This window comes from Streptococcus sp. HMSC074B11 (assembly GCF_001808705.1).
GTDB lineage: Bacteria > Bacillota > Bacilli > Lactobacillales > Streptococcaceae > Streptococcus.
In genome coordinates, this window is sequence record NZ_KV794260.1 from 78,833 (window position 1) to 92,240 (window position 13,408).

15 protein-coding genes are annotated in these 13,408 nt (G+C 39.6%); 10 read left to right on the forward strand and 5 right to left on the reverse strand.

Annotation, left to right across the window (positions count from 1 at the left end; all coding sequences use genetic code 11):
* Positions 1-74 precede the first annotated feature (74 nt).
* The 3 genes from HMPREF2619_RS03510 to manA all read left to right on the forward strand — a co-directional run bounded on the left by HMPREF2619_RS03510 (position 75) and on the right by manA (position 3,321).
* Positions 75-653: a DUF3592 domain-containing protein gene (locus tag HMPREF2619_RS03510; RefSeq protein WP_070459066.1), complete on the forward strand. Its 579-nt coding sequence runs from the start codon at positions 75-77 to the stop codon at positions 651-653.
* A 163-nt stretch (positions 654-816) separates the two neighbouring features.
* Positions 817-2,256: a 6-phospho-beta-glucosidase gene (locus HMPREF2619_RS03515; protein ID WP_070459068.1), complete on the forward strand. Its 1,440-nt coding sequence runs from the start codon at positions 817-819 to the stop codon at positions 2,254-2,256.
* Positions 2,257-2,376: 120 nt separating this feature from the next.
* Positions 2,377-3,321 carry a mannose-6-phosphate isomerase, class I gene (gene manA / locus HMPREF2619_RS03520; protein WP_070459071.1) on the forward strand — a complete coding sequence of 315 codons (945 nt, stop codon included), beginning with the start codon at positions 2,377-2,379 and terminating at the stop codon, positions 3,319-3,321.
* Between the two features lie 42 nt (positions 3,322-3,363).
* Here the strand turns inward: manA and HMPREF2619_RS03525 are convergent, their stop codons facing one another.
* On the reverse strand, positions 3,364-4,848 hold the full coding sequence (locus tag HMPREF2619_RS03525; RefSeq protein WP_398578183.1) for a sodium-dependent transporter: 1,485 nt from the start codon (positions 4,846-4,848) through the stop codon (positions 3,364-3,366).
* Positions 4,849-4,932: 84 nt separating this feature from the next.
* Between HMPREF2619_RS03525 and HMPREF2619_RS03530 the strand changes: the two genes are divergently transcribed.
* On the forward strand, positions 4,933-5,673 hold the full coding sequence (locus tag HMPREF2619_RS03530) for a MerR family transcriptional regulator (RefSeq protein WP_070459073.1): 741 nt from the start codon (positions 4,933-4,935) through the stop codon (positions 5,671-5,673).
* Between the two features lie 108 nt (positions 5,674-5,781).
* Here the strand turns inward: HMPREF2619_RS03530 and HMPREF2619_RS03535 are convergent, their stop codons facing one another.
* The 4 genes from HMPREF2619_RS03535 to HMPREF2619_RS03550 all read right to left on the reverse strand — a co-directional run bounded on the left by HMPREF2619_RS03535 (position 5,782) and on the right by HMPREF2619_RS03550 (position 9,059).
* On the reverse strand, positions 5,782-6,237 hold the full coding sequence (locus HMPREF2619_RS03535) for an 8-oxo-dGTP diphosphatase (RefSeq protein WP_070459075.1): 456 nt from the start codon (positions 6,235-6,237) through the stop codon (positions 5,782-5,784).
* 10 nt (positions 6,238-6,247) lie between these two features.
* On the reverse strand, positions 6,248-6,769 hold the full coding sequence (locus HMPREF2619_RS03540) for a DUF1697 domain-containing protein (RefSeq protein WP_049508826.1): 522 nt from the start codon (positions 6,767-6,769) through the stop codon (positions 6,248-6,250).
* Positions 6,770-6,807: 38 nt separating this feature from the next.
* Positions 6,808-7,986: an aminoacetone oxidase gene (locus tag HMPREF2619_RS03545; protein WP_070459077.1), complete on the reverse strand. Its 1,179-nt coding sequence runs from the start codon at positions 7,984-7,986 to the stop codon at positions 6,808-6,810.
* Between the two features lie 227 nt (positions 7,987-8,213).
* The gene (locus HMPREF2619_RS03550) at positions 8,214-9,059 is read right to left on the reverse strand and encodes a DegV family protein (RefSeq protein WP_070459079.1); all 846 of its coding nucleotides are present in this window, start codon (positions 9,057-9,059) and stop codon (positions 8,214-8,216) included.
* Positions 9,060-9,183: 124 nt separating this feature from the next.
* Here HMPREF2619_RS03550 and HMPREF2619_RS03555 point away from each other — a divergent pair, with 124 nt between their 5' ends.
* The 6 genes from HMPREF2619_RS03555 to HMPREF2619_RS03580 all read left to right on the forward strand — a co-directional run bounded on the left by HMPREF2619_RS03555 (position 9,184) and on the right by HMPREF2619_RS03580 (position 13,303).
* Positions 9,184-9,741 carry a TetR/AcrR family transcriptional regulator gene (locus tag HMPREF2619_RS03555; protein ID WP_070459081.1) on the forward strand — a complete coding sequence of 186 codons (558 nt, stop codon included), beginning with the start codon at positions 9,184-9,186 and terminating at the stop codon, positions 9,739-9,741.
* A gap of 18 nt (positions 9,742-9,759) precedes the next feature.
* Positions 9,760-10,227, forward strand: coding sequence for a deoxycytidylate deaminase (locus HMPREF2619_RS03560; protein ID WP_070459083.1), 468 nt, complete (start codon positions 9,760-9,762; stop codon positions 10,225-10,227).
* A gap of 89 nt (positions 10,228-10,316) precedes the next feature.
* Entirely contained in the window at positions 10,317-10,946 is a 630-nt protein-coding gene (gene upp / locus HMPREF2619_RS03565; protein WP_000517029.1) for a uracil phosphoribosyltransferase, read from the forward strand.
* A gap of 172 nt (positions 10,947-11,118) precedes the next feature.
* Complete coding sequence (gene clpP, locus HMPREF2619_RS03570) at positions 11,119-11,709, forward strand: ATP-dependent Clp protease proteolytic subunit ClpP (protein ID WP_060956027.1); 591 nt, start codon at positions 11,119-11,121, stop codon at positions 11,707-11,709.
* Between the two features lie 75 nt (positions 11,710-11,784).
* Positions 11,785-12,054: a YlbG family protein gene (locus tag HMPREF2619_RS03575; RefSeq protein ID WP_049503119.1), complete on the forward strand. Its 270-nt coding sequence runs from the start codon at positions 11,785-11,787 to the stop codon at positions 12,052-12,054.
* A gap of 88 nt (positions 12,055-12,142) precedes the next feature.
* Positions 12,143-13,303 carry an ABC transporter substrate-binding protein gene (locus tag HMPREF2619_RS03580; protein ID WP_049503118.1) on the forward strand — a complete coding sequence of 387 codons (1,161 nt, stop codon included), beginning with the start codon at positions 12,143-12,145 and terminating at the stop codon, positions 13,301-13,303.
* The last annotated feature ends 105 nt before the right edge of the window (positions 13,304-13,408 follow it).

Here is a 13,408-nt window from a genome sequence, read left to right on the forward strand (position 1 = left end):
GGTCGGAGCAATCCGGTCTTTTTCTTTCATTTCTGTTAAAATAGATTCATCATCATGTTTTAAGGAGAAAAAAGATGCCAACAACTTTCTTTCTATTATTTGGATTAATGATTTTAGGATTTGCTGCCTTCACCTATTTTATATTTTCCTATTTTATATTTAGTAATTATAGTAATGCCAAGAGGTGTACCGAAAGAACGGAAGGAGTTATTATCCGATATTCCTATGCTCTTTATAATGGGATTAGTCTCCCAGTTGTTGAATACACTGTTGATGGAAACCAATACAAGGTCGTAGGGCCTAAATTTCTATCTGCTATTTCAAATACAATCAGTACTCCCTTAGGTTCAATCGTATCTGATGTAAAAACGGATAATTTTGAAAATGGTGAAATTCCGCAAGTTTTAAGATACAAAGTTAAGGGGAATAGTTTTTTGTCTTATACAAAATCTCCACTTAAGGAACGCTTTCCAATTGGTGGAAAAGTTGCTGTTTATTATGATCCTAAAAAACCAAAACATTCCTATGTAGAAAGACCACTAAGACCTGGACGGTATGCATGGTTGGCAAAATGTTTTATCTATCTTAATGTTTTTATTATGGTTGCTCTAGCTTTCTTTATCATGTTCATTCTTCCAAATCTTATGAAATAAAGCGGTTTTGTATACAAACTTCAACTACCCTATTTGACTTCTATGTTCATCGTAGAAGTTTTTTTGAAGAAAGTGCTTTTCTTAAAAATTATTTAGGGGCTATTTCAGTTTTTTTAAATGTTTGATAGTATAATAGTACCAGTAAATCATGTGAGGTAAAGTGATGACAGAAATACTACAATTTCCAGAGGGCTTCCTTTGGGGTGGTGCTACGGCAGCTAATCAATGTGAGGGTGCTTATAATTTAGACGGTCGTGGGTTGGCGAATGTTGATGTTGTTCCAATCGGTAAGGACCGTGAAGCCATTATCACAGGGAAGAAAAAGATGTTTTCGTTTGAGGAGGGCTATTTTTACCCAGCAAAAGAAGCCATTGATATGTACCATCATTACAAGGAAGATATTGCCCTTTTTGCGGAAATGGGCTTTAAGACTTATCGACTTTCCATCGCTTGGACTCGGATTTTTCCTAAGGGTGACGAAGCGGAGCCAAATGAAGCTGGTCTAGCCTTTTATGAAGACTTATTTAAGGAATGCCAAAAGTATGGGATCCAACCTCTGGTAACTATCACGCATTTTGACTGCCCCATGCACTTAATTACTGAGTATGGTGGTTGGCGCAATCGCCGTATGTTGGACTTCTATGAGAATCTCTGTCGCACACTCTTTACCCGTTACAAAGGCTTGGTTAAATACTGGCTAACATTTAATGAAATCAACATGATTCTCCATGCCCCCTTTATGGGAGCTGGTCTCTGTTTTGAAGAAGGAGAAAATCAAGAACAAGTCAAATACCAAGCAGCTCACCATGAGTTGGTAGCTTCAGCTCTAGCGACTAAGCTTGCCCACGAGATTGACCCAGAAAACAAGGTTGGATGTATGTTGGCAGCAGGGCAATACTATCCTAACACAGCCCATCCGAGAGACTACTGGGCTGCTATGGGAGAAGACCGCAAGAGTTACTTCTTCATTGATGTTCAAGCGCGTGGGGAATACCCAAGCTACGCTAAGAAGCAGTGGGAGCGTGAAGGAATTGAGATTGAAATGATGGTAGAGGATCTAGACTTGTTGAAGAATTACACTGTTGACTTTGTTTCCTTCTCTTACTATGCAAGTCGAGTGGCCTCAGGTGATCCAGAAGTTAAAGAATTAACAGCTGGAAATGTATTTGCCTCCCTCAAAAATCCCTATCTAGAATCCTCAGAATGGGGATGGCAGATTGACCCACTTGGGCTTCGAATCACCCTCAATGCCATCTGGGATCGTTACCAAAAGCCCATGTTCATCGTAGAAAATGGCCTCGGTGCTATTGATACACCGGATGAGAATGGTTATGTAGCAGATGACTATAGGATTGCTTATCTAGAGGCCCACATCAAGGCTATGCGAGATGCCATTTACCAAGATGGATTAGACTTGCTTGGTTATACAACTTGGGGTTGTATCGATCTAGTTTCAGCTGGAACAGGCGAAATGAACAAGCGCTATGGCTTTATCTATGTTGATCGTGATAATGAAGGTCATGGAAGTCTCAAACGTAGCAAGAAGAAATCCTTCTACTGGTACAAGGATGTCATTGCTAGCAATGGTGCAAGCATTGAGTAGAACACATTTATTCACTATTTTTATAAAATCTTCTCCCTACTTTATAAGATCTGAAAAAGAGTTCAATTAGACCTAGCTTTTTGCTATAATGAGGGGAGAAAAATCAGACAGGAGATCAAGATGTCAGAACCATTATTTTTACAATCAGTTATGCAAGAAAAAATCTGGGGTGGGACTAAACTACGTGATGAGTTTGGTTACGACATTCCAAATGAAAAGATTGGTGAGTATTGGGCGATCTCAGCTCACCCAAATGGTGTGTCTAAGGTAGCCAATGGCCGCTATCAAGGAACAGACCTCGCTAGTTTGTATGAGGAACACCGTGAGTTGTTTGGCAACCGTCCAGAACCAGTATTTCCACTCTTGACTAAAATCCTAGATGCCAATGACTGGCTCAGTGTTCAAGTTCACCCAGATGATGCTTATGGACTAGAGCACGAAGGCGAACTTGGAAAAACAGAGTGCTGGTATATCATTGCTGCAGATGAAGGTTCAGAGATTATTTACGGTCACAATGCCAAGTCAAAAGAAGAACTCCGCCAACAAATCGAAGATAAGAACTGGGATGCCTTGCTTACAAAAGTACCTGTTAAGGCTGGAGATTTCTTTTATGTACCCAGTGGAACAATGCACGCTATCGGAGCAGGTATCTTAATCCTTGAAACGCAACAGTCTAGTGATACAACTTATCGTGTCTATGACTTTGACCGCAAGGATGATAATGGCAACTTGCGTGAGCTTCATCTTGAAAAATCCATCGATGTTTTAAATATCGGTGAGCCTGCAAATAGCCGTCCTGTGACTGTCAAAGCAGATGATTTGCGTTCAACTCTCCTTGTATCCAATGAATTCTTCGCAGTTTACAAGTGGGAAATTACTGGAAAAGTTAACTTTGAAAAAACAGCTGATTACAGCTTGTTGAGCGTTTTGGCTGGTCAAGGGAAACTGACTGTAGACGGAAAAGATTATCCAATTCAAAAAGGTAGTCACTTTATCTTACCAAGTGATGTTGAAGCTTGGACCTTGGAAGGGCAAGGTCTAGAATTGATTGTTAGTCATCCATAAAAAGAAAGGGCCTGAGTTCATTACTCAAGTCCTTTTTTGTATTTACATAAATTGGGCGATAAAGATCACGATGATGATAATTGGGATGATGAAACGAAGAAGGAAGAGCCAGACTTGGAAAAGTCCTTGTTTCCAAGGTGTTTCATCAAGATGAAGTTCCTCCATTGCCAGTGCCTTCTTGAAAATATAGCCTGTAAAGAGAGACAAGCAGAGGGCGCCGAATGGCATGAGGAGGTTGGAAACCAAGAAATCCATAGCATCAAAGAAGGTCTTTCCAAAGATATGGACATCAGCCATCACACCATAGGATAGGGCCGAAGGGATACCAAAGATAAAGGTCAAGATACCTAAAATAAGACTCCATTTATTACGTTTTTCGTTATTTTGGTCAGTGATATTTCCAACATTAATTTCCAGCATAACGACAGAAGAAGTGACCGTCGCAAAGAGGAAGAGCAAGAGAAAGAGAATATAGAAAATACTTCCAAAAGGCATCTTGTCAAAGAGTTGGGGCAAGACGATAAAGAGGAGACTAGGACCACCTTCAGACTGAATATTGAAGGCTGACATAGCTGGGAAAATAGCTAGTCCTGCCATGACCGATACGGAAATATTCATGGCAACGATAGACATACCTGATTGGACCAGATTGGTTTTCTTATCTAGGTAAGAAGCATAGGTCAACATGGCCGTAACCCCGAGGGACAAAGCAAAGAATGACTGTCCTAGAGCATAGAGGAAACCAGCACTTGTCAGTTTTGAAAAATCAGGTTTGAGGAAGTATACGACACCTTCCATAGCATTTGGTAAGCTAAGAGAGCGCCCGATAATAATGACAAAGATGATAAATAGCAGGGGCATCATGACCTTAGATGCTCTTTCAATCCCTTTTTGGACTCCCTTAGATACGATAAAGATGTTGAGGAAGATAAAAAGAGCTTGAGACCCAAGGGCAATCCAAGGATTTGAAATGATGTCTGTAAAGAGCTGGGCATAATCACTGCTAATCCCAACTTGGAAGGCTTTAGCAATAGCGATACCTAGATAAACTAAAACCCATCCCCCGATAACACTGTAAAAGGATAAGAGGATGAAAAGGGCAAAGGCACCAATCCAACCGATAAAGTTGTAGTTCTTGTTATCACCCAATTTTCCAAAGGTTTTGATTGCTGACACGCCAGCGCTCCGACCGAGGGCAAACTCAGCCAAGAGAAGTGGAAATCCAATCAATAGTGTCGAGATGAGAAAGACCAGTAAAAAACCTCCCCCACCATTGGCAGCAGTCATGTAAGGGAACTTCCAAACGGCCCCAAGACCAATAGCAGAACCTGCAGATGCAAGGATAAAGCCCAGTTTTGAACCCCATTGCGATTTTTCAGACATTGTTAAACTCCAATCTATTTCTAAATAATAAAAGGCTACTTGAGTTGTCAAATAGCCCTCTCTCAATTGCTCTTTTGAGCTTATTCTTTGATTGATAGACTTGATTATCCTATCATGATTTTTCAAGTCTGTCAAGAAAGCGATTTTCATGTTTTTATAAAAAATATGATAAAATACTTGACTCTCCTCAAAGGGGAGGGTATATACTATTTATGTGAGGAGGAAATCATGTACCATATCAAAGAAGCTGCGCAACTTTCAGGTGTCTCCATCAAGACCCTCTACCATTATGACAAGATTGGACTTTTGGTTCCATTAAAGTCAGAAAATGGCTATCGGACCTATAGTCAAGAGGATTTAGAACGACTACAGATTATCCTCTATTACAAGTATCTAGGTTTTTCTTTAGAAAAAATAGCAGAGCTATTGAAGGAAGAAAAGACGGACTTGTTACCACATTTATCTAGACAGTTGGACTATTTAACCCAGGAGAGGCAACATCTAGACACCTTGATTTCAACCTTGCAGAAAACTATTCAAGAACAAAAAGGAGAAAGAAAAATGACTATTGAGGAAAAATTCACTGGATTTAGCTATCAAGACCATCAAAAATACCACCAAGAGGCTGTAGACAAGTATGGCCAAGAAATCATGGATCAAGCGCTCGAGCGCCAAAAAGGTCACGAAGACGAAGCTACGGCTGCCTTCAACCAAGTCTTTCAAGCCTTGGCACAAAATCTTCAAGCTGATCTACCTGCAACAGCATCTGAAAATCAAGAGGAAGCAGGCAAACTCTTGCAAGCCATCCGTACTTATGGATTTGACTGCTCTATCGAGGTCTTTGGTCATATCGGAAAAGGCTATGTCTATAATCCAGAGTTCAAGGAAAACCTTGATAAGTTTGGACAGGGAACAGCCCAGTACACATCAGATGTCATTACCCACTATGTAAGCACACAAACTCGATAAAACTCACAGACTAAGCTAGAACTGACAAAGCCAGTAACAGAATTTTAGTAGGAAGACACAGACTCAGACAAAATAAAAGTCGGCGGAGTGATCTCTGCCGATTTACTGTTATTTGAGTTGGTAAAACCAGTCTCCCCCATCCTTATAGTAAAAGAATTCACTGAGGTCCTCTTCGAGAAAAACACGAAGCATATCAGACATATCCTCAGTAGCTAGTTTGAGATGAGATAGATTTTCAAAATCCTCCCACCAAACTTTTCCTTCGTCTGAAGATTGGAGCTCACCAGTAAAGTGTTCTGTTTTGTAAAAGAGGACAACATAACGATAATCTGCATCATCATACCAGTCTTTGATATCACAGAGTTGGAGTTTAGAAATGGTCAGACCAGTTTCTTCCTTCACTTCGCGAATGACAGCATCGACAAAGGATTCGCCACGTTCAACATGACCACCAGGAAAAGTAATGCCAGGCCAGTTAGGACTAACTCGGTCTTGAACTAGGATCTTGTCCCCATTTTTAATCAAGCACATGTTGACAAATTCGACTGATTCTCTTCTACTCATATTATTTTTCCTATTTTGTTAGTAATTTTTCTACCACGTTTAATTTTCGCATGGTCAGATCAACGCCGAACAGCTTTTCAAGATAGTTGGTATTAAGTTTTTTTCGTTTTGCAGTTCTAGGGAGATAGAGGTAAAGACAATGGTTGCCGATACAAATTTCTTCTTCACCATAGTCACTATCCAATTTTTCTAATGGTAGACTTTGGATATCATTTTGAAAAAGGATCACATGTATTCGGTCAAAAAGATAGTGTTTTCCAAATGGGTTTTCTTGGACAATTTTTGCAAAATCATTTTTGTTCTTGATTACCATTTTTAAATCAGCACCAATTTTTTCCTTTATTAGAGTGTGAACCTGTTCTCGTATTTCTTCCAGAGATAAGTCACTTTCAAGAATGATATTCCCACTTTGAATATAGGTTCGAACGTGTTGAAAATCAGCTTCTATCAAGATATCTACTAGATAAGACATTTTAGGGATAGCATTTTTTCCATTAGGAGTAACTCCCCTTAGTAAGATAATATGTTCCAAAGTAGTTCCTTTCTTATCTAACATCCTTAGATACTAAATCATTTATAGATTAAGTTTGAGCCTGCCACCCAGCCAGTACAGAGGGCAGAAGTGATGTTAAAGCCACCCGTGTGGGCGTTGATATCTAGGACCTCTCCTGCAAAGTGAAGGCCAGGAACCAGTTTGCTTTCCAGCGTTTTAGGATTGATTTCCTTGAGACTAACACCTCCTTTGGTAACAAAGGATTTAGCCAAGGACATTTTTCCTGTCACAGGGATTTTGAGTGCTTTGATAGACTGGAGAAGTTGATCGCGTTCTCTTTCAGTTAGTTGTTTGACTTTTTCAGGATATCCTTGGACAAAAAATTCTGCCAAGCGTTCAGGGAGTATAGCTTTTAAGGCATTTTTCAAGGATTTTTCACGGTTATCTTCTAAAAAGTCAACTAAGTCACCTTCTGAAAGTTGTGGCAAGACATCTAGAGAGAGAATTTCCCCACCCTTGACAAAGCTAGACATGCGTAGCGCAGCAGGACCTGACAAACCAAAGTGGGTAAAGAGTAGGTCATGAGTGATGACATGCTTGCCATAGCTTAGGGTCACATCGTCTAGGGAAATCCCCTGCAAGGCCTTATGCGGGAAATCAGTCAACAATGGACTTTCAGCAGCCTCAAGCTCGGTAATGGTGTGTTTGAAATGGCGAGCAATCTCATGACCAAAACCAGTAGAGCCAGTAGAAGGATAGGATTTTCCACCTGTTGTGACAATGAGTTTATCACAAGTGAAGGTTTGATCTGTAGACTTAAGGACAAACTGGTCGTCAATCTTTTTAACCGAAACAATCTCTGTTTGAGTGGAAACTTGCCCACCTAGCTCCATGATTTTCTTTTCCAGTGCTTCGATAATGGTCCGAGATTTGTCACTGGCTGGAAAGACGCGGCCATGGTCTTCGACTTTGAGTTTTACGCCATTTTCAGTAAAAAAGTTGATGATATCATGGTTGTCAAACTGGGAAAAGACACTGTATAGAAAGCGGCCATTTCCAGGGATGCCAGCTAATAGGTCATCTAGAGTTCCATTGTTGGTCACGTTGCAGCGCCCACCACCAGTTCCAGCTAATTTTTTTCCAAGTTTCCGATTTTTTTCGATGAGGAGAGTTTTCTGCCCATAAAAGCTACTGGAAATGGTAGCCATCATTCCAGCAGGCCCTCCCCCAATTACAATAGTGTCAAAATATTTCATAAAAGTATTGTACCATAAAAAAGACGGAGGGACAGAAATCGGTAGATCAAGTTTTGCATGATAGTACCTAGTCCCGTGAATCTTTATCAAACCGGCGGCTTCTTCAAACTTATGTAATGAGAGGATGAAATTGTCAGTACAAAAGTCTACTCAGCTACAGTAGAAAAGATAATTGCTGATAAAAATTGAGGTCGGGACATTGAATCCCGACCTCTGTCTTATATAAATTAGTCAATTTCATATCCCATGAGGAGTCCACCCTCTTCTGCATAAAAACTGCAGAGGCCAGAAGTTGGGAGAACCTTAATATCAGCTTGTGGGAATGTTTCACGCACACGTTCAGAGAACTGTTGGCAGAATTTATCATTACTGCGGTGAGCCATGACGATACGTCCACCAGCATAGCCAGCTTTGATTAACTCTTCATAGGCAGCTTGAAGAGATTTTTTAGCACCACGAGCCTTTTGGAGGAGTTCCAAGGTTCCAGTTTCACTTGCTTCCCCAACCATACGAATATTGAGGAGCCCAACAACTGTACCGATCAGTTTACTCAAGCGACCATTCTTAACCAGATTATCAACCTTAGCGAGAACGAACAATAACTTAGTTTTTTCTTGGTAAGCAGTAATAGCATTAACCACTTCTTCAAAGGAAAGTCCTTGGTCAATCAAATCATTGATTTTCTCAACGATTAGATCAACTTCCCCACCAGCAGACAAGCTGTCAATAACATGAATCTGAGTATCAGGATGTTCTTCGAGATAGAGATTCTTAGCTAATTGAGCGCTGTTTTGACTACCAGAAAGAGTTCCGGTAATGGTCACTACAAAAATATGTTTTGCCCCTTCAAATGCTCGCAAGTAATCATCAGGGCTAGGACAAGCTGATTTTGAAGCTTCAGAAGTTGCATACATGGTTTCCATCATTTTGTCAATATCAAGACTAGCATCGTCAATAAAGACTTGATCAGCCACTTGAATGGTTAAGGGAACACTGATGAATTCAGTATCAATTGCTGGATTTGCCAGTTGATGATAATCACAACCAGAGTCAGCTACAATCTTCCAAGTCATAGAAATTCTCCATCTTTATCACTTATACATTGACAAAGGTTCTGTCTTTTTTTACAATTATATCATGAAAAATCTTAAAACAAAAGTCTCGTCACTCTGTTGTCACAAGTAGAAAGGAAGTGTTATGGCCGAACGAAGAATTTCTGAAAATTCACTTGAAAATCTCAGAAAATCCAATCAAGAATCCAATTTACTGACCAGAGAAGCTATCGAAACAGCTCTCTTGCAACTTTTGGAGAAAAAGGAATTGACAAAGATTAGCATTTCTGAGTTGGTCAAACGTGCTGGTGTTTCCCGTGCAGCCTTTTATCGAAACTATGACTCCAAAGAAGAGATTTTAGAAAGTGTCTTTAAACGAAGCGTCCATAACATTATGGAGCAATTGAGCCATTACGATGTAAAAACGGACCTCTATCTGGTTTGGGTTCGCCTCTTTCGAGAAGCTAAGAAAGAGGCTAAGGTTATTCAGCTTGCCTTGGACTACCACTTGGAAAAAATTTTTGTGCAAGCCATGCAAGAATTTTTAGAAAAATACTATGGAAAATCAAAAGGAGTCAGCTCTTACTTGCATTCTTTTTGGAGTTCTGCCATCGTATCAGTTTTGCTTAAATGGATTAAGGATGGAATGAAGGTTCCTGCTGAAAAAATTGCAGATTTACGCCTACCATTTTTCAAAATATAAACCAAGAGGAGAGAAGATATGACAGAAAAAAGACTGGCTTGGGATGAGTATTTTGCTGCTCAAGCTCTATTAATTGCCAATCGTTCAACCTGTAAACGCGCTAAGGTAGGTGCTGTTTTAGTCAAGGATAATAAGGTGATTTCAACAGGATACAATGGTTCTGTATCAGGAACGGAGCACTGTATTGACCACGACTGTCTGGTGATTGAGGGCCACTGTGTGCGTACTCTTCATGCAGAGGTAAATGCTATACTACAAGGAGCCGAACGTGGCGTTCCAAAAGGATTTACAGCCTACGTTACACATTTTCCATGCCTCAACTGCACCAAGCAATTGCTTCAGGTAGGTTGTGAGCGTGTCGTGTATATCAATCAATACCGTATGGATGACTACGCCCAGTATCTCTATCGTGAAAAAGGTACCGAGTTGACCCATTTACCACTTGAGACAGTACAAGCAGCTCTTCAAGAAGCAGATTTGATTTAGAAATTATAAAAAAATAGATGGTTTAGAAGGATTTTTAAACCATTTTTTGATATAATAAGAAGAATAAATTGAAAGAAGGAATTCAGAAAATGGGAAAACTTGAAGTCATTAATCATCCACTCATTCAACACAAATTGTCAATCTTGCGTCGCACAGACACTTCTACAAAAGCTTTTCGTGAGTTAGTAGATGAAATTGCTATGTTGATGGGATATGAAGTGCTTCGTGATCTTCCGCTTGAAGACGTTGAAATCGAAACACCTATCACAAAAACAGTCCAAAAACAATTGGCTGGTAAAAAATTGGCAATTGTTCCAATCTTGCGTGCGGGTATCGGGATGGTCGATGGGCTGTTGAGCTTGGTTCCAGCAGCCAAAGTTGGACATATTGGTATGTACCGTGACGAAGAAACTCTTCAACCAGTAGAATACTTGGTTAAATTACCTGAAGATATCGACCAACGTCAAATTTTTGTGGTTGACCCTATGCTTGCAACAGGTGGTTCTGCAATCTTGGCTGTTGATTCCCTCAAAAAACGTGGAGCATCAAACATCAAATTTGTCTGCCTTGTATCTGCTCCAGAAGGTGTAAAAGCTCTTCAAGAAGCTCACCCAGATGTAGAAATCTTTACAGCAGCTTTGGATGAACGCTTGAACGAACATGGCTATATCGTTCCAGGTCTTGGTGACGCTGGAGACCGTTTGTTCGGTACTAAGTAAAATTCTAAGCTTACCCTAAAACTGTTCATTAGTTTTAGTCTAGAAAGGAGGTTGAATTTTTGTGTCTGTTTTTAGGATAGAGCAAAAATTTGACCTTTTTTGACCAAAAAGATATAATAGTCCTGTATCAAGTCGCTTGACTAGGAAATTTAGAAATCAGAAGGAGAAATGAATGATTCCTGTAGTTATTGAACAAACAAGTCGTGGAGAACGTTCATACGACATTTACTCACGTCTTTTAAAAGATCGTATCATTATGTTGACTGGACCAGTCGAAGATAATATGGCAAACTCAGTTATCGCCCAATTGCTTTTCTTGGATGCCCAAGATAGTACAAAAGATATCTACCTTTATGTGAATACTCCAGGTGGTTCTGTATCAGCTGGTTTAGCAATCGTTGATACTATGAACTTTATCAAGGCAGATGTCCAAACCATTGTTATGGGGATGGCTGCTTCAATGGGAACAATCATCGCTTCAAGTGGAGCAAAGGGCAAACGTTTCATGCTTCCAAATGCCGAATACATGATTCACCAACCGATGGGTGGTACAGGCGGTGGTACACAGCAAACAGATATGGCGATTGCTGCTGAACACTTGCTTAAAACTCGTAAGACTTTGGAGCAAATTCTTGCAGATAATTCTGGTAAATCAGTTGAGCAAATCCATGCAGATGCTGAACGTGATTACTGGATGAGCGCTCAAGAAACTCTTGACTACGGTTTTATTGACGAAATTATGGCTAATAATTCTTTGAATTAAACTACTAAAGCAAGCTCGACTGAGCTTGCTTTTTTTGATATAATAGTAAGAAGATTGTTAGAAGGAAGTTGTAATATGTTTCAAAAAGAGAATCGGTCTGGTCTGATTATCTACCTATACTATAATCGTGATGCAAAAAAAATCGATCATTATGGTGATATTTGTTACCACTCAAAAAAACACCGTTATCTGCAACTTTATGTCCCAACAGAAGAAGTGGAAGAACTGGTTAGCCGTTTAGGAAAAGAGAAATTTGTCAAAAAAGTGAGACGATGTCATATCCAAGAATTGGAAACTCCCTTTGTTGGTAGTCTCTACAGAAATAACGAAAACGTTATCATGTAAAAATTCAGATAAATGTGTTGACAATTTTCTGATAATTCGGTATATTCTTAACATGTAATTTAAATTAAGAAATTAAAAGGAGATAAACATGAAGAAAAAATTTGCCTTGTCACTTGTAGCTCTTGCAAGTGTGGCTGTTTTAGCAGCTTGTGGAGAAGTGAAGTCAGGAGCTTCAAACTCAACTGGTAACCCAGTGGATGAGAAAGTCGTTAAAATTGGTTTCAACTTTGAAGAAACTGGTGCTGTAGCATCTTACGGTACATCTGAACAAAAAGGTGCCCAACTTGCAGTTGATGAAATTAACGCAGCAGGTGGTATCGATGGAAAACAAATCGAAGTAGTAGACAAAGATAACAAATCTGAAACTGCTGAAGCTGCTTCAGTTTCAACAAACCTTGTTACTCAATCTAAAGTAGCAGCTATCGTAGGACCTGCAACTTCAGGTGCAACTGCAGCAGCAGTAGCAAATGCTACACAAGCTGGAGTTCCATTGATTTCTCCAAGTGCTACTCAAGATGGTTTGACAAAAGGTCAAGATTTCCTTTTCATCGGAACATTCCAAGATAGCTTCCAAGGGAAAATCATTTCTAACTATGTTACAAACAAGTTGAACGCTAAGAAAGTAGTCTTATATACAGATAACTCAAGTGACTACGCTAAAGGAATTGCAAAATCATTCCGTGATTCATTCTCAGGCGAAATCGTAGCAGATGAAACATTTGTATCAGGTGACACTGACTTCCAAGCAGCTTTGACAAAAATCAAAGATAAAGACTTTGATGCAATCGTATTGCCAGGTTACTATACAGAAGCTGGTAAGATTGTAAACCAAGCTCGTGGTATGGGAATTGATAAACCAATCATCGGTGGTGATGGATTCAACGGTGCAGAATTTGTTCAACAAGCAACTGCTGAACGAGCATCAAATATCTACTTCATCTCAGGTTTCTCAACTACTGTAGAGGTTTCAGATAAGGCAAAAGCCTTCCTTGAAGCTTACCGTGCAAAATACAACGAAGATCCTTCAACATTTGCAGCTCTTGCTTATGACTCAGTTTACCTTGTAGCTAATGCAGCAAAAGGGGCTAAAACTTCAGTTGATATCAAGAACAATCTTGCTAAAACACAAAACTTCGAAGGTGTTACAGGTCAAACAAGCTTTGATGCAGATCACAACACTGTGAAAACAGCCTTCATGATGACCATGAATAATGGTAAAGTAGAAGCGGCAGAAGTCGTAAAACCATAATTATAGATATTGTAAATGGGGAATGAGCTTTTACTCACTCCCTGTTTCGGTGTTTATGAAAGGATTATTTTTTTATAAAAATCCTAAAAATAATAATTAGAAAGA